Source organism: Streptomyces sp. NPDC058691, assembly GCF_042714775.1.
Classification (GTDB): Bacteria; Actinomycetota; Actinomycetes; order Streptomycetales; family Streptomycetaceae; genus Actinacidiphila.
The window spans coordinates 45,444-69,965 of record NZ_JBHXSO010000013.1; the positions used below are offsets into that span (position 1 = coordinate 45,444).

General features: G+C 68.6%; 10 protein-coding genes and 3 pseudogenes. 8 read left to right on the top strand and 5 right to left on the bottom strand.

The features are described from left to right. The first annotated feature begins 81 nt into the window (after positions 1-81). Together ACFWVC_RS11845 and ACFWVC_RS11850 are read left to right on the top strand one after the other, a co-directional pair. On the top strand, positions 82-6,960 hold the full coding sequence (locus ACFWVC_RS11845) for a ricin-type beta-trefoil lectin domain protein (protein WP_384282648.1): 6,879 nt from the start codon (positions 82-84) through the stop codon (positions 6,958-6,960). Beyond that, positions 6,947-7,363, top strand: coding sequence for a hypothetical protein (locus ACFWVC_RS11850; protein ID WP_384282650.1), 417 nt, complete (start codon positions 6,947-6,949; stop codon positions 7,361-7,363). Before ACFWVC_RS11845 ends, ACFWVC_RS11850 begins: the two co-directional genes overlap by 14 nt. 313 nt (positions 7,364-7,676) lie before the next feature. Here the strand turns inward: ACFWVC_RS11850 and ACFWVC_RS11855 are convergent. Continuing rightward, a pseudogene (locus ACFWVC_RS11855) lies at positions 7,677-7,955 on the bottom strand (site-specific integrase); the annotation flags it as partial. A gap of 502 nt (positions 7,956-8,457) precedes the next feature. On the opposite strand from ACFWVC_RS11855, the gene ACFWVC_RS11860 reads away from it, so the two are divergent. Beyond that, a complete protein-coding gene (locus ACFWVC_RS11860; RefSeq protein WP_384282652.1) occupies positions 8,458-9,720 on the top strand; it encodes an IS110 family transposase in 1,263 nt (420 codons plus the stop codon). A gap of 196 nt (positions 9,721-9,916) precedes the next feature. Next, a pseudogene (locus ACFWVC_RS11865) lies at positions 9,917-11,263 on the top strand (major capsid protein); the annotation flags it as partial. 204 nt (positions 11,264-11,467) lie between these two features. Here ACFWVC_RS11865 and ACFWVC_RS11870 read toward each other — a convergent pair. Continuing rightward, complete coding sequence (locus tag ACFWVC_RS11870) at positions 11,468-12,757, bottom strand: tachylectin-related carbohydrate-binding protein (RefSeq protein ID WP_384282655.1); 1,290 nt, start codon at positions 12,755-12,757, stop codon at positions 11,468-11,470. Positions 12,758-13,225: 468 nt separating this feature from the next. Here ACFWVC_RS11870 and mobF point away from each other — a divergent pair, with 468 nt between their 5' ends. Together mobF and ACFWVC_RS11880 are read left to right on the top strand one after the other, a co-directional pair. Beyond that, positions 13,226-18,400, top strand: coding sequence for a MobF family relaxase (gene mobF / locus ACFWVC_RS11875; protein ID WP_384282881.1), 5,175 nt, complete (start codon positions 13,226-13,228; stop codon positions 18,398-18,400). Between the two features lie 481 nt (positions 18,401-18,881). Next, complete coding sequence (locus ACFWVC_RS11880) at positions 18,882-20,384, top strand: hypothetical protein (protein ID WP_384282660.1); 1,503 nt, start codon at positions 18,882-18,884, stop codon at positions 20,382-20,384. Between the two features lie 1,704 nt (positions 20,385-22,088). Here ACFWVC_RS11880 and ACFWVC_RS11885 read toward each other — a convergent pair. The 3 genes from ACFWVC_RS11885 to ACFWVC_RS11895 are packed head-to-tail and all read right to left on the bottom strand — an operon-like array spanning position 22,089 to position 22,758. Then, positions 22,089-22,283: a hypothetical protein gene (locus ACFWVC_RS11885; RefSeq protein WP_384282666.1), complete on the bottom strand. Its 195-nt coding sequence runs from the start codon at positions 22,281-22,283 to the stop codon at positions 22,089-22,091. After that, positions 22,280-22,417 (bottom strand): hypothetical protein, encoded by a 138-nt coding sequence (locus ACFWVC_RS11890; RefSeq protein WP_384282671.1) that lies wholly within the window; start codon positions 22,415-22,417, stop codon positions 22,280-22,282. The genes ACFWVC_RS11885 and ACFWVC_RS11890 overlap by 4 nt, the downstream gene beginning before the upstream one ends. Beyond that, complete coding sequence (locus tag ACFWVC_RS11895; protein WP_384282677.1) at positions 22,414-22,758, bottom strand: hypothetical protein; 345 nt, start codon at positions 22,756-22,758, stop codon at positions 22,414-22,416. The genes ACFWVC_RS11890 and ACFWVC_RS11895 overlap by 4 nt, the downstream gene beginning before the upstream one ends. 143 nt (positions 22,759-22,901) lie before the next feature. On the opposite strand from ACFWVC_RS11895, the gene ACFWVC_RS11900 reads away from it, so the two are divergent. Beyond that, on the top strand, positions 22,902-23,654 hold the full coding sequence (locus tag ACFWVC_RS11900; RefSeq protein ID WP_384282681.1) for a GntR family transcriptional regulator: 753 nt from the start codon (positions 22,902-22,904) through the stop codon (positions 23,652-23,654). A gap of 282 nt (positions 23,655-23,936) precedes the next feature. Next, positions 23,937-24,332, top strand: a pseudogene (locus tag ACFWVC_RS11905) (DUF6083 domain-containing protein); the annotation flags it as partial. Positions 24,333-24,522: the final 190 nt, after the last annotated feature.

The following is a 24,522-nucleotide window of genomic DNA, read 5'->3' on the forward strand; positions in this document are numbered from 1 at the left end:
CAAGAGGCCTGAGCGATTGAGGCCTGAGGAGACGTGCGGCCCGCGGGCCGCGGGCGGGGTGGCATGACCATGCAACGATTCATGGCGACAGTGATAACCAAGGCACGCACCAGAAGACCTACCAGAACGCGCATCAGCCCGCGTTGGACCGGACGGATCGCCGCCGCAGTGGGCTTTGCCCTGCTGCCAGGGCTGATCGCAGCCCCGGGCTTCGCGGCCGCTCCGATCCTTCGGGAGCGACCCAAGCTCCCTGCTCCCCACGTGGACAAGGTCGTCCCCTTCGCGCACCGGGAAACCACGGCAGATCGGCAGGTCGCGGCCGCGGAGAAGGCAGACCGGGCCGACGCGGCCCGTGCCCGTGCCGACCAAGCCCGCACCGTGACCTGGCCGAAGGCCGGCAGCGTGCGCCTGACGCCCGGAACAGGCGCGCGCGCAGCCGCCACTGCATCCGGCATGCCGGTGACCGCCGCGGCACCGCATGCGGGCTCGCGCGGTGCCCGGGCGGCCACGGCGTCCTCGGTCACCGTGGACGTCCGGGACCAGAAGACTGCTGAGAAGGCCGGCGTCAAGGGGATCATCTTGACCGCGGCCGGCCCGGCCGGCGGCGGTGCCGCCGAGCTGACGGTCGACTACTCGAGTTTCGCCTCCGCCTACGGCGGCGACTGGGCCGGCCGCCTGCGCCTGGTCCAGCTGCCCGCGTGTGCGCTGACCACTCCTGACAAGGCCGCGTGCCGCACCCAGCGGCCGATGGACTCGGCCAACGACCGGAACGCCGAGACAGTCACGGCCCAGCTGTCCCTTCCCACGGCCAAGGCTGCCACAGCGTCCGCCGGGGCGCCGATGGTGCTCGCGCTCGCGGCCGGCACTAAGTCAAGCATCGGCGACTACAAGGCGACCCCGCTGGCGGCCTCGTCCACCTGGAACGCCGGAGGCAACTCGGGTTCGTTCACCTGGTCCTACCCGCTGCGGGTGCCTCCGGCCGCGGCCGGCCCGTCCCCTAACCTGTCGATCTCCTACGACTCCGGCAGCATCGACGGCCGCACCGGCAACACCAACAACCAGGGCTCGTGGGTCGGCGAAGGCTTCGACGTCACCTCCTCCTATATAGAGCGCAAGTACGTCAGCTGCGACGACGACGACAACGACGACGACGCCGCCGAGGACGGCAAGTTCGACCTGTGCTGGAAGTACGACAACGCCTCCCTCGTGCTGAACGGCAAGGCCACCGAGCTCGTCAAGAACGACACCGGCGGCAAGTGGCACCTGAAGGACGACGACGCGTCCCAGGTCATCCATGACACCGGCGCCGACAACGGCGACGACGACGGCGAGACGTGGACGGTCATCACCGGTGACGGCACGCAGTACAAGTTCGGCCTGAACAAGCTCCCCGGTGCCGGCGCCGCCGACAGCACCAACTCGACCTGGACCGTCCCGGTCTTCGGCAACGACCCCGGCGAGCCGGGCTACTCCAGCGGAACCAGCTTCTCCGGCCGCGCCAAGAAGCAGGCCTGGCGTTGGAACCTGGACTACGTCGTGGACACCCACGACAACGCCATGACCTACTGGTACGCGGCCGACACCAACTACTACGCCAAAAACGGCGTCGACAAGCCGAGCACCGACTACATACGCGGCGGATACCTGAAGGAGATCCACTACGGCCAGCGCGCAGGAGCCCTGTTCTCCGCCACCCCGGCCTACTCCGACAAGGTCGTCTTCTCCGTCGACGAACGCTGCGACTCCGGCTGCGACACCCTCGACGAGGACCACCGCGACAACTGGCCCGACGTCCCGTTCGACACCATCTGCGCCAAAGACGATGCCTGCACCGGCAACCTGGGACCGACCTTCTTCATCCGCAAGAAACTGACCGGCATCACCACCTCCTTCTGGGACACCACCCTCGCCACGCCCGCCTACAGCCAAGCCGACACCTGGAGCCTGAAGCAGGAATACCTCGACCCCGGTGACACCAACGACAGCTCGGACCAGAGCCTGTGGCTGGACGAGATCAAACACACCGGCAAGCACGGCACCGACCTGGCCCTGCCCCCGGTGACGTTCACCCACACCTGGCTCACCAACCGGGTCGACAGCAGCTTCGACGGGAAGCTGCCGCTGTACAAGCCCAGGCTGAAGAGCGTCACCTCCGAGACCGGCGCGCAGACCATCGTCAGCTACGCCGACCAGGACTGCGTCGCCGGGCAGACCATGCCCAAGCCGGACACGAACACCCGGCGCTGCTACCCCGTCTACTGGGCCGCCAACGGCGCCAGCGAGGCGACACTGGACTGGTTCAACAAGTACCCCGTCATCGCCGTGAGCACCAGCGACGCCAGCGGTGGCGGCCAGGCCGTCTCCAACACCTACAGCTACTCCGGCGGCGGCGCCTGGCACTACAACGACGACCCGATGACGCCCGACAAGGAGCGCACCTGGTCGATCTGGCGCGGCTACGAGAAGGTCACCCACCTCACCGGTGACCCGACCGGCACCCAGTCCAAGGACGTCACGGTCTACCTGCGCGGCATGGACGGCGACCGCGTCCTGGACGCGGAGGGCAAGAAGGTCGACCCGGACAAGCGGAAGTCCGTCTCGGTCACCGGCATCAAGGCCACCGCGATCACCGACAGCGACCAGTACGCCAGCTTCACTCGCGAGTCCGTCACCTACAACGGCACCGACGAGGTCTCCGGCACCATCAACGACCCCTGGTCCCAGAACACCGCCACCCAGCACAAGTCCTACGCCGACACCGAGGCGTACTTCGTGCGGACCGGCGCCAGCCACGCCCGCACCAACATCACCAGCGGCGTCACCCCCTACGACCGGGTCCGCACCACCAGCACCACCTACGACGACCACGGCATGCCCATCAAGGTCGAGGACAAGGGCGACGACGCCAAAACCGGCGACGAGAAGTGCACCCGCACCTGGTACGCCCGCAACACCAGCGGCATCACCTCTCTGGTTTCCCGTACCCGCGTAGTGGGCCGCAACTGCGGCATCGACGAGGTGGACCTGAACCTGCCGGCCGACTCGACCACGGCCGGTGACGTCATCTCCGACACCGCTATCGCCTACGACACCACCACCTGGTCAGAAGACCAGACCCCCACCAAGGGCGAGCCCCAGTGGACCGGCCGCGCCAAGGGCTACACCACCGCCGACGCCCCGACCTGGCAGAAGGTGGCCACCACCACTTACGACGACCTCGGCCGTCCCAAGGTGGTCAAGGACACCAACGACCAGACCGTCTCCACCACCAGCTACCTGCCGCCAGCCTCCGGCCCGCTGACCTCCACCACAGTCGCCGACGCCAAAACGTACGCCACCACGACCACTCTGGACCCGGCATGGGGGGCGCCGCTGAAGACCAGCGACGCCAACAACAAGGCCACTGACTACGAGTACGACTCCCTCGGCCGAGTGACCAAGGTCTGGCTGCCCAACTACGCCCGTGGCTTGGACAAGCCTCCCACGTACGTTTACACGTACCACGTCACTGCGAGCGAGGCCGACAACTTGTGGGTTGCCACGGGCGCGCTCAAGGGCGACGGCTCCGGATACAACACCACCTACCAGATCTACGACTCGCTGATGCGCCCCCGCCAGGTGCAGACTGCCTCCCCGCGCGGCGGACGCGTCATCGCCAACACCCTGTATGACAGCCGCGGCCTTGCTGTCGCCACGTCATCCGACATCTACGACAACAAAAAGGGCCCAGAAGGTGACCTGGCGGACACCCCGGGCGGCGGCCCCGTCTCCACCGATACCACCTACGACGGCGCAGCCCGCCCCACCCAGGTGGTGACCAAGAACTTCAACGTCACCCGCTGGACCAGCACCACGACCTACACCGGCGACACCGTCACCACCACACCCCCCGTCGGCGCCACCCTCACCCCGGGCGACGGCCAGGCCGTCGCGACCGTCACCAACGCCCTCGGTCAGACCACCGAGCGCCGCGAGTACGACGCCCCCAAGGCAGCCGGGGCGCATTACACCACCACGAGTTTCACGTACTTCCCTGCTGGCCAGAGCAAGACCGTCACCGGTCCCGATGCCACCTGGTCGTACACGTACGATCTGTTCGGCCGCCAGGTCAGTGCCACCGACCCGGACAAGGGCAAGACCACCACCGACTACAACGAGCTTGATCAGGTCATCTCCACCAAGGACGCCGCCAGCCGCGTCCTGCTGTACGAGTACGACCAACTCGGCCGCAAGCGGAAGATGTGGGGCAGCTCCAAGACCGACGCGAGCCTCCTGGCCGCATGGGACTACGACACCCTCGCCAAGGGCCAGCAGGACTCCGCCACCCGCTATGACGGCGGCCTGACCGGCAAGGCGTACACCAAGAAGGTCACCACCTACGACGCCCTGTACCGGCCCACGGCAACACAGGTCATCCTGCCCGCGACCGATCCGCTGGTCACCGCAGGAGTCCCGAGCACGCTGGCCTTCGGCACCACCTACAACCTTGACGGCACCATCAGCAGTACCAAGGAACCCGCCGTCGCCGGCCTCGCCTCGGAGATCGTCTCCAACACCTACAGCGACCTGGGCCTCCAACTCACCTCCCAGGGCACCAGCCAATACCTCCAAACTGCTGGCTACTCGCCCCTGGGCGACTTGGAGCAACTCAACCTGGCCAAGACGCCCACGGACAACACGCTCACCATCGCGAACAGCTACGAGCCCGGCACACGCCGCCTGATCAGCTCCGTCGTCACGGACAACACCCACCCGTACGACCTGCAAAGCCTTCACTACAAGCAGGACGACGCGGGCAACGTCACCGCCATCTTCGACACCGCCAACCTCGGCGGGATCAGCAAGGCCGACTACCAGTGCTTCACCTACGACGGCGACCGCCGTATGACCGAAGCCTGGACCCCGGCCACCGCGGACTGCGCCACCACCGGCCGCACCACCGCCAACCTCGGCGGCGCCGCCCCCTACTGGTCCAGCTACCAGTACAACGACGCCGGCCTGCGCACCAACGAGACCAGCCACGCCACCGCCGGCAACACCTCCGTCGACAACGCCTACAGCCCCACCAAGCTCCACCAGCTGACGTCGACCACGACCACCAGGCCCGACAGCACCTCCTTCACCTCCACCTACGCCTACGACGCCACCGGCAACACCTGGATCCGCCCCGGCGGCGCCGCCGGCCACACCCTGGACTGGAACACCGAGAGCCAACTGTCCCGCACCACCACCGACGCAGGACAGATCACCGGGCTGTCCAAGAAGTGCCTCACCATCCAAGGCGGCGTCACCACCGACGGCACTCCCGTCGAGATCACCACCTGCAACACCAGCGACGCCCAGAAATGGCGCCTGAAGACCGACGGCACCCTCCAGGCCCTAGGCGTCTGCGCCACCGCCACCGGCACCACGTCCGGATCCGCCGTGCAGATCAAGGCCTGCGCTGCCGGCAACGCCGCCCAGCAGTGGAAGCAGCGCGACGACGGCAGCCTGTACAACCCCAACTCCGGCATGTGCGTGGACATCCCCACGTCGGACACCACCGACGGCAAGGACCTGCAGATCTACACCTGCAACACCACCGGAGCGCAGACCTGGACCGTCACCAAGCAGACCAAATACCTCTACGACGCCGACGGCCAACTCCTCATCCGCCGCGCCGCCGCCGACGGTGAAACCGTCCTCTACCTCGGCGCCACCGAGGTCCACCTCAAGACCGCCGGCACCACCGCGACACTGACCGGCACCCGCTACTACACCGCCGCCGGCCAGACCATCGCGGTACGCACCGTCAGCGGCACCACCAACACGGTCACCTTCCTCGCTGGCGACAACCACGGCACCTCCAGCCTCGCCTTCCAAGCCGGCGCCTCCACCTTCACCAAGCGCTACACCACCCCCTTCGGTGCCTCCCGCGGCACCAAACCCACCACCTGGCCCGACGACAAGGCCTTCCTCGGCGCCCCCGCCGACGCCACCACCAGCCTCACCCACATCGGCGCCCGTGAATACGACCCCACCATCGGCCGATTCCTAAGCGTCGACCCCATCCTCAACACGGCAGCCGCTCAATCTTTGAATGGCTATACGTACGCCAGCAACAACCCCGCTACTTCTGCCGATCCCACCGGCCTTTGCCCCCGTGACGAATGCGGCGGCTACGGCCAAAATCCCCACCCTGCCGACGCTCAACTGCCTGCTGGCACATTCACAGGTGACCCTGCTGACGCCAACACCTGTCAGCGCGGTGACTGCGGTGGTGGGGATCCGGATAACGTTCTCCGTGAGGAGAGCGATAAATGGTGGGATGCTCATCCGGGCTTCGACGGACAAGTCAACTACGGTAATTATGGATGCGGAGCCGTCTCGGCTGGCAGCAACTGCTCAGGAACGCTCACGCCTGGCCAACTGGCCGCTCAGGGAACCATCGAAACTCTCGACCCGACGGGGGTGATAGGCCTCCTTGAGTGCTCTCAAAGTCTCGAACGGACCCAATGCGGACTTGCCGTCGCGGCGTCCCTCCCGATCGCAGGAAAGGGGGTTAAGCTGGGGGAAAAGGTCGGAGAAAAACTTCTCGCCAAGGAGTCTGGAGAGGCGGCTTCGGTCCTCTATCACGGTACGGACGCAGCCTCGGCGAAGAATATTTGGGAGAATGGGCTGGATGTGGAGTCGGCGACCTCTAAACATATGGATGGTGTCGGTGGATTCTTTCTCGCAACCGAGCGTGATGATGCCGTCTACTATGCCCTCCGTCGCCAACCTGGGGCATTGATTAAGGCCACTATTTCTCCCGAAGCGATGGCGGCGCTCAGGAGCGCGGGAGCCGAACTGCGCAACATACCGTACGGCGGCCCAGGTACTGTGGCGCATGTCGGCCAAGAGTTTCACGTCCCTAAGGCGGCCTTTGGTATCTACAATGAACTCAGAAATTCGGGAGGAATTCTTTATGGTCCAGGCTGACGAATTCGGTGATCCGCGGAGCTTTATCCGTCGACAGCAGCAGAGATTCTTTCGGGCGGGAAGCTACAGCCCTCAGGATATGGCCAGTCAGATCGCGGCCGAGGCGGTTCTTGCTGGTGCTAGAGATGTCCATGTCTCTGTTGGTGACGAATGGATCGTCATTCAAGCGGACATCGACTGGCTGGCAGGTGTGGAAGGCGATCCCTTTTCTAGCCTGACTATTTTTCCTCCGGGAGGTCCTGGGGATTCGACGAGAGAGATTCTAGCTGTAACTTTCTCGCGCGGTGTGGTGACAGCTTCAAAATCGGGAGTCCGTGTTATCAAGGGAGATATGGCTGGTCCAGTAAAAATGGCGCCTGCGCGAGGACGGGTGCTCGCATTCATGGTGGATTGCACCTACTGATCTTTAGTGGCCCGTTCTGACGGCGGGAAGTAATTCATCTGAATTGGGCCGCGAGGGAATCATCCAGCCGCAAATCAGATTCGATTTTCCGAATTAATAAAATGCCCCGCCGGAGTGTTTTCGGCGGGGCATTTCGCGTGCTTGACGGCAGTAGTTGACGGCAACGTCAGCGGACGGGTGCTGCACGAAGTGGTGGTTCGTCGCCGTCGTTGGGCTACTCGATGGTCTCGGCAGGGCTTCGGAGGGCGTTGCCGAGCAGGTCGAGGCGTCGCCCTGAAGGCGGAGCCGGACGTGGGCGTACACCGGCGTGGTACTTGAGCACGGAGTGGACGTAGGCCAGGGCCAGCGGGGAGAGCCGCTTGGAGCAGCACACTCCGCCGGCACAGCAGCGGGGCTGGTCACGGGCAACGTCGATGCCGCGTACGCAGCACTGGCAGGTGGTGCGGAGCTGGTCGAGCCAGGTGCGGACGTCCTTGGCGGTGAGCTTCGCGAGCTTCTTCTTGCCCAGTCCGGGGATGAGGTAGAGCCGGGCGACGGCGGTGTAGCGGGTGTGGGTGTTCTCGCGGAGTTGGTGGACGGCGACGTTCTGAAGCGGGTCTGTCCATCGAACGGCTCTGTCTCACATCCGGTGGTAACTCCTGGTGATGTCGAATACATAAAGTAATAACCGCAGGTCGATCCATATCCACACACCCATGAGCCGCGCGGAGCAGCTTCATGGTGGACGTCGCCCAGAACCTCGGGAGTGTCTCCCTCGGTCAGCAAGAGAGCACTTCAGGGCAGTCTTCAGCGACGATACTCTCCGTTACCACCGACTACGGAACAGGGCCGTTCTTTTTACAGGTGGGCGAGAGCGCTGCGCTGATCACCTCGGATACGGGAAAATGTGGCCGGGCGTCCCGGTCAGCCGATGGGCCTGCGATGCGAGCGAGCTCGTTTTACAGGATGGCGATGGGGGCCGACCAGGGGACCACGGATTGTTGCCACGGCGTCGGTATCCGAGGCCGGGAGCACGCGTGTCAGATTCCACCATCTCCCTCGGCCCCTCCGGGAGGTCCGCTTGCACGGACGTACCGGACGGGAGGGAGATGCGGATGCCCCGGCACCAAGAAGTCAAGGACGACATCATTCATCTGCGATCCGCGGGAGTGGACCTGGGCAAGCGGTTCCTGCTCGCCTGCGTACGCACCCCAAGCGCGACGCGGGCCGGCACCTGGTCGTTGGAAACCGAACGGTTCGGAACCACCAGGGCCGAAATCCGGCGTCTGCTGGCCTGGCTGTTGGACCGGCAGGTTGAGGTGGTGGTCATGGAGGCGACCTCGGACTACTGGCGAGGCGTCTACTACCTGCTGCAGCCGCATCTGAACCTGATGCTGGTCAACCCCGCTCATCTCAAAGGTATCCGGGGCCGCAAGACCGACCCCAACGACGCGGCATTCCTCGCCCGGGCCGGTGCCTCGGGAATGGTGATGGCCTCCTTCGTGCCGCAGCGGGACATCCGCGAACTACGTGATCTGACCCGCCGTCGCACCGAGCTGACCCGCGCGGCCGGCTGGGAGGCACAGCGGCTGGAGAAGGAGCTGGAGGACACCGGGATGAAACTCTCGGCCGTCCTCAGTGACGTGGTCGGCACCAGTGGCCGGTCCATCTTGGAGGCTCTCATCGCCGGAGAGCGTGATCCCGCTCGTCTGGCCGACCTTGTGGTTGGCCGGGCCCGCAACAAGATCCCCGCCCTGATCGAAGCATTGGTCGGTGACTTCACCGATCACCACGCGTTTATGGTCCGGCACTACCTGGACGAGATCGACCGTTGGAAGAAGGTCGTCGCCAGTTTCGACGACCGGATCACCACGCTTCTGGCCGACCGCCAGCAGGACCTGGTCAATCTCACCACCATTCCCGGCATCGGGCGCCTCGGCGCCGAGATCATCATCGCCGAGACCGGCGGCAACATGGCCCAGTTTGCCTCCGCTCACCACCTGGCCTCCTGGATCGGGGTCTGCCCAGGACAGAACGAGTCTGCCGGAGTGAGTCGCTCCGGCCGCACCCGTCCCGGCAACAGCAACCTCAAACGGCTCCTCGGGATTGCCGCCATGGTCGCGATCAAGAACAAGGACTCCTACCTTGGTGTCTTCTTCCGGCGCCTGGCCGCACGACGCGGCGGCAAACGGGCCCTGGTCGCCGTGATGCACAAACTCGCCATCGCCCCATGGCACGTCCTGCACGACAAGACCCACTACCGCGAACTCGGCGCCGCCCACTTCACCCGACGCGACCCCGAACGCGCCATGCGCCGCATGCTCAAGGAAGCCAACAGCCTGGGCCTGACCATCCGCTTCGAGCCCATCACCGCTTGACTATCCAGCCGTCCGCTTCGAGTCGATCCCCAACACCTGACCTGGGCGGTCCACTCTATTTTCGTGTCAGTCCCGGACAGCGGGGCAACCGAGTGATGCTGCTCAGGCCGCTCCATTCCGTTGCGGGCTAAGATGCGCCAGTAGACGACTGCTGGTTGTGGGCCGGGTCTCCAATCGATCACTGGAGATCCGTCCCATGGCTGCAGAGTTCGAGCTCCCCGAGGACCTGACCACCCTCAACGAGGATGAGCTGTCCGAAGCCCTTGACGGCGCCCGCGCCGCCTTCGACGCCCTCTCGTCCGCCGACAACGTCACCCCCGACGGCCTGGTCCGCATGCGTGAGCTGGCGGGCGACGTCGAGGCCATCCGTACCAAGCAGGCCGCCCGCGCCCTGGCCGCCGAAGAGGCCGCCGCCGAGATCGAGTCGCTTGCCGCGCAGATCCGCGGCGACGACGGCGCCGGCGAGGAGCCCGAGCCGGCCACCGCGGCCGTCGAGCCGGCTGCCCCTGCTGCTCCGGCCGAGCCCGAGCCGGCCCCGGCGCCCGCTGCCCCGGCGCCTGCGCAGACCGCCTCCGCGCGCCGCACCCTGAACCTGTCCGGAGTGCGGCAGCGTCAGCCGCGCGCCCTGCCCGAGCCGCCCGCCCCTCGCACATCCATCACCGCGGCGGTCGACGTCCCCGGCTACACCCCGGGCAGCCCGCTCCAGTTCGACCAGATCACGGCCGGCATCATCTCCCGCGCCAACGCCCTCAAGACCGCGGGCGGCGGCGTTGGCCAGGTCATCTCCTACCGGCACCCGTGGCCGGCCGACCTGATCGTCACCGACTCGTCGTCGGCCCCGGAGGGCACCGAGGTGGCACTGCGCGCCTCGAATCAGCGACGGCTGCCCCAAGGCGACCTGGTGGCGTCCGGCGGCTGGTGCGCCCCGTCGGAGACGGTGTACGAGCTGACCGACGTGGCCTGCGCCGACATGCTGTGGGACGCCCCCGAGATCCAGCTCGCACGCGGCGGGCTGCGCTACTACAAGACGCCGTCGCTGGACGTCGCGGCGATGACGTGGGTCCACACCGAGGCCGACGACATCTCCGGCGCGACGAAGCCCTGCTTCAAGATCCCCTGCCCGGACCCGGTCGAGGCCCGCTGTGACGCGGTCGGTGTCTGCCTGGAGGCCGGCATCCTGACGCAGCGCCACTTCCCCGAGCTGGTGTCGTGGTACCTGCGGAACGCGATGGTCGCCCACGAGATCCGGCTGCGGTCGGTCCTGTTCGCGCAGGCCGTCGACGCCGCGACCCCCGTCACCATCGCCGCGACGTTCGGCGCGGTCAGCGCGGTGTTCGCCGCCGTGGCGTCGCTCCAGGCCGCCGACATGATCGAGCGGCACTCGTTCTGTGACTCGATCTCCCTGGAGGTCGTGTTCCCGTGGTGGTCGCGGAACCTGTTCCTCGCCGACGTCGCCCGCCGCAACGGCGTCAGCATTGACGAGGTGTCCACCGCCGACGTGCAGGACGTGTTCACCCCGCTCGGGGTGCGCATCCAGTGGGCGCGGAACCTGGCCCCGGCGGTGCCGACCGACATCGGCGCCGCGACCCCTGCCCTGGTGTGGGACCTCGGGGGGGCACCCTCTTGCCGTTCGGGCGCCCCCCGACAGTGCTTCTGTTGTCCTTCATCGCTCACCCGGACGTCGGGTGTTGCGACGTTCATTAGAACCCGAGGGATCGGCGGGGCCATCGAGGCGTCGGGTGGGGCGTCAGGCGATCTTCTTGTAGCGCAGGGCGACGTAGGACGAGGCCGGGTGGCCGCCGATGTCGCCGCTGTAGACGTTCGCGGTCGAGTAGTTCATGTCCGTGGCCGTGCTGCCCTCGGCATAGTAGTAGAAGGTGCCGGCGTCCTGGTTCTTCCAGCCCGCGAAGAGGACGGCGTGGTCGGAGTAGTCGTTGAGCGCGTCACCGGGCTTGAGGTCGGCCTTGTTGATCTGGGTGCTCACGCTGGGGAGGGTCTCGGTCGTGAGCGAGGTGGTGAGGTGCCAGGTCATGGAGACGAAGCCGGAGCAGTCGGTGCGGTAGGTGTGGTCGCCGTCGACGTCGGTGGCGTAGGCGCTCTGGCTGTACTGGATGTTGCGGTTGTACCAGTTCTTGGCTCGGGCGATGACCTCGTTGCGGTAGATCGTGCCGCCCTGTACGGACTGCGGCGGGGCCGGCGCCACGTAGGCGCAGTTGTTCGCGTAGGTCGACAGCAGGCTCTGGGTCCAGCCTGACGCGTCCACCGGGTCGTCGGAGTGGTACGCGATGTCGCTGCCGTCACCGTCGGTCGGGTCCGAGTCGTGATACCAGTACATGCCGCCGTTGGTGCGGCCGTAGTAGAGGCCGCCACCCGGCGAGGAGAGCGAGTCCACAGCCGACCAGCCGCTCGACTTCAGGACCGAACTGTCCCAGTCGTTCACTCCGTTGATCTTGTAGCTGAGCAGTCGGCCGTCCGAGGTCGAGGCGATGATGCGGTCGTCGCCCGCGGCGGCGAGCGTCTTGAGGACGAAGCCGGTGTCGATCACGACGTGCTGGCCTATGTGGGCCGACCCTGCGGGCTTGGGCTGTGACACCAGATACTGGTGGAGCTGGCCGTCGACCGTCCCATAGAGGTGACCAGCGCCGTCGTAGACCAACTTGTCGAAGGTCCAGCCACCGTCCCAGATCTTGACGACACCCGCGACCGTGAGAGATGTGTTGTTCGTCTGCACGTCGACCCGGTAGAGGTCGCCGGTGGTCGAAGTGACCAGGACCGTGTTGAAGTTGAGGGCCGCCATCGCCTTGGGCGTGAAGCCGAGATTCGGGCCGATGAGCGTCTTGACGCGGTCGCCGGTATTCGGCTCGATCTGCGTGTACGTCAGCCGGCCGTCGGACAGCGTGCCGTACATCGACACGTCACCGGTGCACGAGGCAACGGCATGCGCGGCTCCGGCGGTGGTCGCGACCAAGCCGAGGGACATCGCGCTGACGGCGACGGCGGCGGCGGTGGTACGGCGGATGGCATGGCTCAGCTTCATGATTTCTCCTGCGGTGGGTAAGTCGAGCGGGCGACGGCACATCCCCGGCCCAAACAGCTGCCCTGCAGGTGCAGCTGTGAAGGATGTCTTGGGTGTGACGCCCGGTGGCAGGAACTACTTTCGCCGCAGGTCACGCGAGTTGGATGAGAATGCGTATGGACACAAACGTCCTTGGCCTGTTACGTCCTGACGGTGCGTGCAGAGCTGACCCCAACAGCAGGTGTCGCCCGGCTGACACCGCCGCCAGGGGTGCCAGACAGCCGAAGGGTCGCCCCTCGAGGACGGCACTCCGGCTGGGTGAGGGCTGGTGTTGTTCGCACCTCTGGCACTGGTGGGGGCCGGGGTGGTGGCGGGTGGGGCTGGTCCCGTGGGGCGGTACGCCACGCGTGATCGTTGACCGGGGTGTGGGAGGCCGGCTGGCTGGGACGCAGCGTGCTGTGTTTGCTGTGGTGCCGTGGCGTGGTGACCATGACGACGCAGGGCATCTCCGCTGCTGGATACGCCTATTACCAAAACAACATCGCCAAGTGCGATGGGGCGCGCGGTGGCGGGGTCGCGGTCGCGGTGTCCTCAAGCGTTCCTGGGGTGCCGACGGGGGAGTGGCACGGGCGGGCGGCGGCGGTGCTGGGGCTTGCCGGTGAGGTGAGCGAGCCCCAGATGCGGGCGCTGTTCGGGCTGGGGATGCACCCGGACGCCGAGGCGATCCTGGCGCGTGAGACGCGGGCGGGCGCGACGAAGAAGCAGGCGTGGGAGGCGGCCAAGCTGGGCCCTGCGATACCCAACCTTGCGGAAGGGTCGCCGCTGGACCGGCAGATCGAGCAGGTGCTGCAGCACGTGAGCGAGCGGCTGTGCCGGCCGCTGACTCCGGCCGAGGCCAAGAACCTGAAGATGAGGGTGGTCGCTCAGGCGTTCCGCGCCGAGATGGGGCGGGCGCCGGATGACGGGAAGGAACTCGCCCGGTTCCTGGCCGCCCGCACCGGCCGCAGGCGGCAGGCCCGTACCGGCTTCGACCTGACGTTTTCGTGCGAGGAGTTGTCGCTGCTGTTCGCGCTGGGCGACGAGCAGGTGCGCCAGGTCGTGCTGGAGGTGCTGCGGCAGGCCAGGACCGAGACGGTCGCGTGGATCGAGGATCATGCGCTGGCGGTGCGGAGAGGGGCCGGCGGGCCGGCACAGCTGCGGGCGAAGCCTGGGGTTTTGGCGACGGTGTATCTGCATTACGAGTCCCGGGCTGGGGACCCGATGCTGCACGAGCATGTCGTGATCAGCCCCCGCGTCCAGGGCCCGGACGGGAAGTGGCAGAACCTCGATGCCCGCCTGCTGTTCCGGGAGGTCGTTTCAGCGTCGGAGTTGTTCAATCAGCGGGCCCTGGAACTGCTTTGTGAGCGGTTGGGGTTGCGGACCGAGCCGGTGGAAGTGACGGCCGGGCAGCGCCCGGTGATGCAGGTCATGGGCATCGACGCGCGGCTGCGGAAGCTGTTCTCGCAACGCGCCGCAGCGATACGGGAGGTGGTTGAGGAACTGGAGGCGGACTACCGGCACCGTCATGGCCGGCAGCCCGGTCTGGCTGCCCGCAAGGGGCTGCAGGAACGGGCCCGGATCTCCACCAGACAGCCCAAGCGCACAGCGCGTTCCCTGGACGACCTGCTCGCCGACTGGCGGCGGCGGGCGATTGCCGCCACGGACCAGGCGACGGTAGACGGTGTGCTGCCGGCGGCGCAGGCCGCCGCCCGTAAGGCCACCACAGGGCGCGGCGCCGGTGAGGAAGCTGCCGCCGGGGCCGCTGCCGTCCCTGAGGCGGCTTCCGGGCGCACCGCCGGTCACGAAGCTGCTGGTCCGGGGTGTGGGCCGGGCGGGCAGCGTGTGGTGGAGGTGGATGTTGCCGCGGCGGCGGCTGAGGTGCTCGCCGAAGTCGTCGCGCACCGCACCACCTTCCGGCGCCGGCATGTGCTGGCGGAGGCTCGCCGATATCTGATGCGCACGCTGGCCGGGGCGACCGCGCCGCCTGGTGCCGCTGATGCGATCGCCGACCGGGTTCTGGCCGATGCGGAGTGCGTGGAGGTCACGGCGCCTGACCTTCACGCTGGGCTTCCGGAACTGACGCGCGCGGACGGGGAGACTGTCTACCTGGCGATCGGGTCCCGTACCTACACCACCGCCTCGCTCCTGGCGGCCGAGGAGCGGCTGCTGGCCGCCGCTGGGGCGAGCGTGGTGGCGCCGGTCGGGCGGGAGGTGTTCGCCCGCGTCGCCGCGCAGCACGGCGGCGGGCTGGATGCGGGGCAGCGTGAGCTGGCGGCGTCGTTCGCGGTGTCTGACAGGCTGCTGCTGGCCGGCATCGGCCCGGCCGGGTCGGGGAAGACCACCGCGATGCGGTTGCTGGCCTGCGCGGTGGACGCGGCCGGTGGTCGGCTGATCCCGCTCGCGCCGTCCGCTCGCGCCGCCGCCGTCCTCGGGGCCGAACTGGGCCGGCCCGGGCACACCCTGCATTCCTGGCTGCGTGGGCGTGAGCTGGCCGCCCAAGGTGCCCTGGTGGGGGAGGCTTTCGGCCTGCGGCCGGGTGATGTGGTGCTGGTTGACGAGGCCGGTATGGCCGGTACCCGTTTGCTGGACCAGGTGGTGGCCGATGCCGCCGCGGCCGGGGCGGTGGTGCGTCTGCTGGGGGATACCTGCCAGCTGGCCGCGGTCGAGTCCGGTGGCGCGCTGCGCCTGATCACCTCGGGCGGGGGAGTGGTCGAACTGGACCGGCTGCACCGCTTCCGCACCGGTGGTGAGGGCGAGGCCTCGTTGGTGTTGCGTGACGGCGACGCCGCCGGGGAGGCGTTCGCCTGGTACCGGGACCGCGGCCGTATCACCGCCGGCACCGCGAATGCGATGCAACAAGCCGTGCTCGCCGCGTGGGCCAAGGACACCACGGCTGGGCGCAGCACGGTGATGACAGCCGCCGACACCGCCACCGTTTCCGCGCTCAACGCCCGGGCACAGGCCTGGCACGTTGCCCGCGGCACCGTTACGCCCGGCCACTCCGCAGCGCTGCGTGGGGGGTTGCGGGCGCATGTCGGCGACGTCATCGTCACCCGCCGCAACGACCGCCGCCGAACCGTGCGCGGCGGACTCGACTTCGTCAAGAACGGCGACACCTGGACCGTCCAAACCATCGAGCCCGGCGGTGCTCTCCTCGTCCGCCACACCGGCCATCACGGCCGTACGCGTCTGACCGCCGGCTATGTGGCCGCGCACTGCGAGCTCGGCTACGCCTCCACCATCCACCGCGCCCAGGGAATGACCGTCGACACCTCCCACGCCCTGGCAACGCCCGCTTCCACCCGCGAGGGCGTCTACGTGCAGCTGACCCGCGGCCGGCACACCAACCGCCTCTACCTGGCCCTTGATCATGACGGCCAGGACGTTCCGGGGGTGCTGGAGATGATCGCGGCCCGGCGCGGCACGCAGGTGTCGGCGACCGAGACCAACGCCGAACTGCAGCAGCGGGCCATCGACCCGGCCACGCTGGCCGAGCAGTACGCGGATGCCGCAGCCCAGGCCTCCACCGCCCGCCTGTCGCTTCTCCTGGAGCAGGCGCTGGGCGCGGACCAGGCCGCCGTGGTGCTGGCCGCGGACACCTTCCCCGCCCTTGCCCGCGCGCTGTTGGATGCCGAACGCACCGGATCCGACCTGCCCCGCCTGCTCGCGCAGGCCACCACACGGCCCGGCCCGGACACCACCGACGGCCAAGGCGCCACCGACGGTTTGGCCACCACCGGCGACGACCTGGACGCCACCGACGGCCCGGACGCCGCCGACGGCCCGGACGCCGCCGATGACGGCCGGGACGCCACGGAGGACGGCGGGGGCGCCACGGGCGGCTCGGGCCTTGCCGGGCGCCTGCTCCGCCTGGCGCGTGCCGCGCGAGCCGAGCGGGCCGGCGTGACGGGCCCGGCCGGGCAGGCCCCAGCCGCCACCTCGGCAGCTCCAGAAGCCGTTGCGGCCTCCTCGGCCGCTGCTGGTGGGCTGGCCGTGGTGCCGTCGTACCGGCTGCACGCCCTCATGGCCAGGGCCGCCTCGTTGCGTGCGGCCGCCCACAGTGAACTGCAGGCCGCTGACGCCGCCGCCGGCATGCTGCCGGTCCCGGTTACCACCCGCGGTGGTCGCACCCATCCGGCCTGGCCGCATCGCCCCTACGGCCCGCTCTCCCGCACCGAACTCGACACCCACCTGGCCACGGTCGGCGCCGTCTGCCGTGATGCCGAACGCACCGGCACCGCCTTGTCGCCTGCCGCCTCGAACACCGTTGCCGCGCTGACCGCCGAGGACGCCCTGCGCTGCGCCCTGCTCTGGCTGGACGCGGCGCGCGAGGACTGGCAACGTGAGCGCACCCCGCACCTGTCACAGTCCTCGCTGGCCGCGATACGCCGCCACCACCGCATCCGCGCCTTCGAGACCGACCAGCGGCTCCGCCACGCCCGCACCGTCCTCACCGGCGCCGATGCACTCACCGACGCCTTCAACGCAGAACTCCTCCGCCGCTCGGGGACGCCGGACCGGGGCGTGCAACGGCCCTCGTACCCGGCCGACATACCGGACTGGGTCGCCGACCGCACCGCACAGGACCACCCCGACACCCCCGCCCATTGGCGCCATCACCTGGCGACACGTCACCGCATCCTCGCCTGGGCCCTGGCACGACGCGGCCGCACCCTCGCCGGGTCGCCCCCGACCTGGACGCGGCCGCTGGGCCCGCCCCCACCCGCCGAATCCATTGAGCGCCGCACCGCCTGGGAGCTGACCTGCGCCCTGACCGAACTGTGGCGCACCCGCCACGCCATCACCACGGGGCCCGGTCTCGGCCCACGCCCGGACAACCCCGACGACGGGGCCGCCTGGGACGCCATGACCTCCCGCATCCGCGCTCTGACCCCCGCCCGGCTTCCCGCCCGCACCCAACCCCCAGGGGTGTGGGCCCCGGCGCTGCTGCCCGCACCCCCCGCCCGGCCCTGCAGACCACCCGCCGCCCCGGTCCCCACCCCGCTGCCCCCACCGCCGATCCCGCCATCCAAGGTTCCTGCGCCGCCGCCCAACGTCGCGGCCCCGGTGGTGCCGCCCCCACCGCCTGCACCGCCCCTCAGCCTGCCGCCCATCCCCGCTCCGACCCAGCCCCCGCACCCCACACCGCCGCCCGCACCCCCAGCCTCCGCCGACCGTGACGGTGTGACCGCCAGCCGCGCCGCCTACACCGTCCACGCTGCGCTGGCCCGCCGTGCCCTGGCCGCCGCCCTCACCGGCGAGCCCGCCCCTGAACCCTGGATGGACAGCATCCCGGCACCGGATCCCGGCAACTCCGGGGAGCTGTACGACTACACCCGCCTCATCGCCGCCATCACCGACTACCGCCAACGCCGAAACCACACCGGCGTGGACATCCTCGGCCCCCGCCCCACCGATGACAGCGCCCGGGAATGGGAGCACCTGACCGACGCCCGCAACCGCTACACCCACACCCGCGTTCAGGCCCGCCTGGACGCCCTGCGCCGGCGCAGCGCAGCCCGCACCGCCGGCTCCTCTCCGCAGCAGCCCGCGCCCTGGCCGCCGGGCCCACCACCCGGGGCGCAGGGGCCTGACACACCCCCGACCCCGGGACGGCGTCCATAACCCCGCGCGCTGGCCGACCGTTGTCTTCACCCTTACTGCCGACGCTGGGGTGCGGAGCCGGAACCGGGCTGAAGGGGTGAGGGTTGCGGTGTCATCGTGCGGGTTTCCGGCTTCCTGTGGTGGTCGCCGTTGGTGGCGTGCCCCGGCTGCGGAACCCTGCGTCTCGTCGCCGGTGGTCGCGGCTTGGTGTCGGCTTGGTGAAGGGGGACCGGCAGTGTGGGGGTGCGGGTGCCCGATTGCGTCGAGCGGGACGTTCTCCCAATCCGTGTTGCGGGGCTTGGGACGCGGCTGCAGCACCGACGTCCGGCCTCTGGTGTGGTTGGTGCACTGCTGAGGTGAAAACGACCTCCGAAACCCTTGCCTCCGCCGACGATGGCCACTGCCGTCAGGCAGCGATCCGCCTCCCGGGTGCCCATCGCGCCCATCCCCGCCTCACCACATGGTCCGCCACCCGTCCGCACATCTGGCCGAGGAGTGTGCGGTGAACAACCTGCTCAACTGGCTGCGCCTGCACCCCCTGCACACGGCCGGCGTCCTGATCGTCCTCGCGCAACTTGTCACGATGGTCCTGGCCGGAGTCTCCTGGCACCGCCGGCTGCACGCCGCGGCTGCGCAGCCGCCGTCCCCGGATGCGCAGCCCAGCAGCGGCAGGCGCAGCCAGGCGGGCGCCAAGCGGAAGACCACCAGAAAAAAGAAACGCAAGAAGAGCAAGCGGCATCCGGCCGCTGTCGTGGTGGCCGCACTCGCCGCCGCCGGGTGCACCGCTTACAGCGGTGACACCTCCTGGCGGTTCGCCGAGGAGCACCTGGAGATGCATTCCCTGCGCGAGCGGAGCTTCCTGTTCTTCGCCGCCGAACTCGCCCTATTTGGCTGCGCACTCATGGCACGCAGCAACATGCACTACAAGAACAAGCCCGGAGCGCCCGGGATGCTGGTGTGGCTGATCACCACCGTCCAGGTGGTCCCCGCCTACACCGAGAGCCCCGACATCTGGGGAGGCACCGTCCGCGCCTTCGTCGGACCGGTCCTGGCCGCCTTCCTGTGCCACCTCGCGCTCGGCCTGGACCTGTGGCACGCCAAACCCGGCGCCCTGTCCGACAGCGTCCCCGCCGTGCTCCTGCGTGAACTCCGCGAGCGCCTGCTCTCCCGCCTCGGCCTGGCCGACCGCGGCCGCGACGCCGAACAGATCACACGCGACCGGGCCACCCACAAGGCGGTGCGCCTTGCGTCGTTGCCGAAGCCCGCCCAATGGTTGGAAAGCGTCAGGAACAGGCGACTTGGGGCCGCCGTCGCCCGCGCCGGCGTCGGGGAGGATCCCGAGCAGGGCGAGAAAATGCTTCGTCTGCTTGCTGTCCGGCGGACCGCAGGCGACCTCACCACCATGGAGATGCCCCCGACCTGGAAAGAGGCACTGCGCCGGGCTTTTCCCTGGTGGAAACCACAACAGACGGACAGGGCCGCCACGACGGCTGGAACGGCGGGCGAGGCCGCACACCCCTTCACCCCTTCCGCTGCCAGCGGGGCATCGGCCTGCAACCCGGGCAGCAAAGCCGGGGAGAAGCAGGAACTGGTCCTCGGCGCGGACACGCCCGGCCCGTATCCGGCCGTTGCAGACCCGCGTCGGACCGAAGCCGTACACGCCCGCATCCCGACCCAGCCAGCTTCAGCGGATGCGCAGCCGAATGCACATCACCACAGGACAGATGCGCAGCCGGATGCACACGATGACGGGGCGGATGCGCAGCCGCGCACCAAGGCACCCGCCCCGGACGCGGATACGGATGCGAGAGGAGTCCGGCCCGACCTGGATAGCGACGAACTCCTGGAGGAGGCACGCCGCCTCGACGCAGCCGTCCGCGTCGGCAGCGGCCGCAACGCATCGAAGGGCGTGTCGCTGCGACAACTTCAGACGCAGCTGCACATCGGACAACGTCGTGCGCAGCGCCTGCAGCGCCTCCTCAAGCAGGATCCCGAGCAGTGGTGATCACCCGGGGGACACGCTCCAGGCCGCCTGTCCTCCTCCGTCTGCACCGCCGCACGCCGCGGGGGAGCGGCAGCCCTTGCCCGGGTCCCCTGGGGCTGCGGTGCATGGTGTGGGGCGAGGGTCGTAGGGCCGCGCACCGACTGCCGCCGGCGCGCTCCCCAGGGCACGGCTGGCCCTGATCCGCTGTGTCAGCGGGCGTGGGGCCAGGTGTAGGTGTGGTGCCCGTCGGGGGTGATGGTGATGCGGAACTGATCCTGGCTGGGGGATCCGTCGTGGCGCCACCGTTGGAGGTGGTCTTCGATGGGTTCCCAGAGGCGTTCGGGGCCGCCTTGCCGGACCCGCCAGCCGCGCTGGTAGGGCTGGAGCAGGCCCAGCTTCCGGCGTCGGTGTCCAGGAGCAACTGGCCTCCGCCGCCGAGGTCGAGGCGCTGCGCTGCGGGTGCGGCGGTCTGGGCGACGAACCGGGCCGTCCAGTCGTCCAGGATGCTGGCGTCGATCGTGGTGTCGCGTTCGGTGCCGCTGTCGGTGTTGGGGAGCATGCCCAGGGGTGGGGGCTGGTGGGGGCGGGCGAGCATGAAGGAGACCTGCCCGCCCAGGAGCCGTCCGGTCGCGTTGCCGTCGTCGTGGACGGTGAGGCGGGCCAGTTCCGAAGAGTGCATCCAGCCGGACAGGGGGGCGAGGATCTGGCAGCCGGGGCGGGTCTGGGCGATCCACTGCACTGGGATGGTGAGCACGCCGCAGGGGGCGACGCCCCTGCAGGAACAGTCCGGACTGATTCGGATACTGGTGCTCGTTCTTGGCGACGGTGGAGTAAGGGTGTCGGCGGGTGGGCTCTCGTTGCTGGTTCAGGACGCCGGTAATGGCCGCTGTGGTAAAGGCGTTGAGCAGTGGTGGGCGTGGGATTCAGCCGGGCACTGTGGCGTCGGGCCAGTACATTTCGTACTCGAGGGCGCTGCTGGTCCAGAATGCGGGATGGATCGACTCGGTGTCCTCGCCGGGTGTTTCGTCGCTACCGGAAGGCGTCCGGCCCACGGTGAGGGCAGGGCGGGGTTCGGGCACGGTCGCGGCATGCCGTGTGGCTGTGGCGCATGCGTGACACATGTCGGCGAGGCGCCAGATCCGGCCGCCCTCGCAGTGCGCCAGGACCAGGAGGACCGGGCCGTTGCACCCGCGGTGACGCGGGTGCCAGCGGCAGCCGTGCTGCCCGCATCGACAGGTTCGCAAGTAAGTCGCGAGCGGCTCGCCGCGGACGTGCTCGACCAGGTGGGCAACCACGGACGCACGCGTAGATGCAGTGCCCCACGTATCGGGAAGCCTGCCGCACGATCGACACAACATGATCGTCGCGGACTTCCGCGGCCGGACCTCCATAGTCCATGTGCGCGGCATCTGAACAGGTCCTGTGCCATGTCGCATGAACTGGACCTCCTTCTTATTTGTGGTGGCGTTCGTCGCTCGTAGATCGCCAGTTCCGCTGAAGTGGGGACCGGTGACGGGGCGGGAGTGCGGGCTTCCGCCCTGGCTGGCAGGGGCCGCTGCGCGAAGCGTGCACTCGCGCCGAGGTCAGGGGTCTCACCGCCCCGGGCTGATCGACGTCACGCAGTGGTGGCTTCGATCACGAGAGCGGCCGCACATCATGAGGCCGTGTTCGCTCTGCATACCGGACCGGTGCAGTCGTGGTATTCGGTGACCGCGTCGATACGGCTCAGCGACTCCGCTGGGCCAGCGATGCGGGTCCCGGATCCACGGGACCGCCGAGCTGTCCATGGGCGTCTCTCTCGGTGGGGGAGGGGGTGCTCCATCGGCGTGTCCACTCCAGTGCCACGCCGTGCTCCTCGCAGTAGGCGCCGCTCTCGTCCTCGATCGGGAACTCGTGCTCGCCCCGCGCGCATCGGGTCATCGCGCCTCCCGCTCGGTTTGGCGGAGGGCGTCGCCCTCGGTGCAGCCCGGGACACAGTCCAGATGCTGCACCAGGTGGTCCAGCAGGGCGTTGTACGCACGCTGCTGCTCGGTCACTTCGGTGATGGGGCTCACGTCTTGCCCTCCGTGGTGAGCTGGGCCCACACCCCGCAGCCGTCGGTGTTCAGGCCGTACAGGGTCGTGAGGCCGCTGACGATGGTGAAACCGGGCCCGTGGCTGTGCAGGACGGACATGGGAATCGAGCCGACCGCGGTGATGCGATTGCGATCCCCCGCCGTCGACAGGGTCATCTCGACCTTCGGGCTCCCGGCGGCCAGGACGGAGACGAACAGCTCGTTGGCGACCTGAGGGGCGTCCGGGTGCTTTAGGCGCAAGGCCACCCACTGGCGGACCGAGGGCGCCTGAGCAGGCGTCGCCTCGAACTCCAGGGTCCAGGACCGTCCTGTTTCGGGCATGCACGTCCCCCGACCTCACGACTTTCTGTGCAACAGATAAGCAGTATCTGTGTACAGATTGAAGGGTGGGGTTGGCCAAGGTCAAGCGAGGCGGGTCATTATGTGTGCACAGAAAGCGGGATCACTCGGATTGGTGGTGGGGCGTGGAACGGCCGGGATACCTGCGGATCGCTGCTGACCTGCGAAACCGCATCTCCTCAGGGGAGTTCGGCATCGGCGATCGGATTCCGACGCTCCCGGCGCTTGCGGAGGAGTACGAGGTCTCCGAGACCACTGTGCGCAACGCTCTTGCGCTCCTTCGCAACGAGGGCCTGATCGAGACGAGGGCCCGCGCCGGGACCCGGGTTCGGGAGCGTCCTCCGATTCACCGACTGACGGCTGACCGGTACCGAAACAGGGCCGGAGTCCCCTCAACGCCTTTCACGCGAGATCAGGGCATCGGCTGGTCCGAGTACCGCTTGGACAAGCTGTACGAGCGCGTGGAGGCCACACATGAGCTGGCGGCCCTTTTTGAGTGCGAGCCGGCGGAGGAGCTGCTTGCCCGCCACTTCGTCTTCTACGACAACAGCGTGACCACGCAGATGTCGACTTCGTACCTGCGCTGGGCGGATGTGGAGGGGACCCCGGTGGCGGACCCGATCCATGAGCCCTGGCCGGGCGGTACAAGGGCTCAACTCGGCACGCTCGGCATCGCGGTCATCCTGGTCAAGGAGTCCTTCACCTGCGGCATGCCGACCGAGTACGAAGCCAAGACGTTGAAGATCGGCTCCGGTGTCCCGGTGCTCCGGTACACCCGGCGACATGTGGCGAAGGACGGCCGGATCGTGGAGGTGGCTCACCCGATCGTGAGGCGCGGCGACACGACTGTGGTCGACTTCGAGATCCCGCTGGGCTGAGCCGAGCCGGGCGTTTGGCCTCGCCGCTCCGGGTCCTCAAGGCGGTGGTCTGCGTCGTGGATGGGTCGCCGGTCTGAGGGGCCGGGATCTGACAGTTGTGCCGGTCACCGCCAGGCCGCGGCCCGTTCCTGCAGTCGGGGTCGCCGTGGGCTGCCTGGCACATCCGAGGCGAACGCGTGCACCCGCTGAACGAACTGTTGTGCGATCTGAAGAGGCCGGGGAGGTGACTTCAGCGGCTCGGTCGTCCATATTGCGGCGTGTTGGGCGTCATCGTCTGCGCCCATGCGCTCTACCAACAACTCGTTTGCTGATGGCGGTTCCGTCTGGGACGGCAGTCGGAAGAATTACCGGCCTCGCAGGACGCTGCGTATCGACACGGACAGCCCGAGCCGGCTGCTGCGTGCCGCGCAGGGAGGCTGGTGCGATTTCTGCGGGAATCGCGTCGAGTGGTACCAGCGTCCCGGCAGTACTCCTGTGCCTCTGCATCCTGGCGAGCTGCCGGCCCGCGATGTTCCGTCGGCGGAGCGCTGGCATGTCGCTTCTGGCGTCGCTCACCCCTCCCACGACGGGAGCGACTGGTGCCGCGTACGCCACCGCGCCCTGTGCCCAGCCAGCCCGGTGGGCAACCGCGGCCCGCTACTGGAAGAGATGCGGCGCACTCAGGCGCTGACCTCCCGCCGACGACAGGATGCCGGCCTGTTCACCCCCCGACCTGAACAGCAAGTCCAACCCGAGACTGAGCCCCTGCCGCCTCTGCCCGTGCGGCCGGTCGTGTGCATGCTCTTCACGCGCTATCTCGCCCCTGGGCCGCTGAAGGACGTGAAGTGTGTGGCCCACACCCGCACCCGCCGCCGCTGCTGCCGGGCAG

Coding starts and splice junctions, on each gene's coding strand:
- ACFWVC_RS11845 (WP_384282648.1), top strand. CDS start 82: ATGGCGACAGTGATAACCAAGGCACGCACCAGAAGACCTACCAGAACG.
- ACFWVC_RS11895 (WP_384282677.1), bottom strand. CDS start 22,758: ATGCCCGAAACAGGACGGTCCTGGACCCTGGAGTTCGAGGCGACGCCT.
- ACFWVC_RS11850 (WP_384282650.1), top strand. CDS start 6,947: ATGGTCCAGGCTGACGAATTCGGTGATCCGCGGAGCTTTATCCGTCGA.
- ACFWVC_RS11860 (WP_384282652.1), top strand. CDS start 8,458: ATGCCCCGGCACCAAGAAGTCAAGGACGACATCATTCATCTGCGATCC.
- mobF (WP_384282881.1), top strand. CDS start 13,226: ATGACGACGCAGGGCATCTCCGCTGCTGGATACGCCTATTACCAAAAC.
- ACFWVC_RS11885 (WP_384282666.1), bottom strand. CDS start 22,283: ATGACCCGATGCGCGCGGGGCGAGCACGAGTTCCCGATCGAGGACGAG.
- ACFWVC_RS11870 (WP_384282655.1), bottom strand. CDS start 12,757: ATGAAGCTGAGCCATGCCATCCGCCGTACCACCGCCGCCGCCGTCGCC.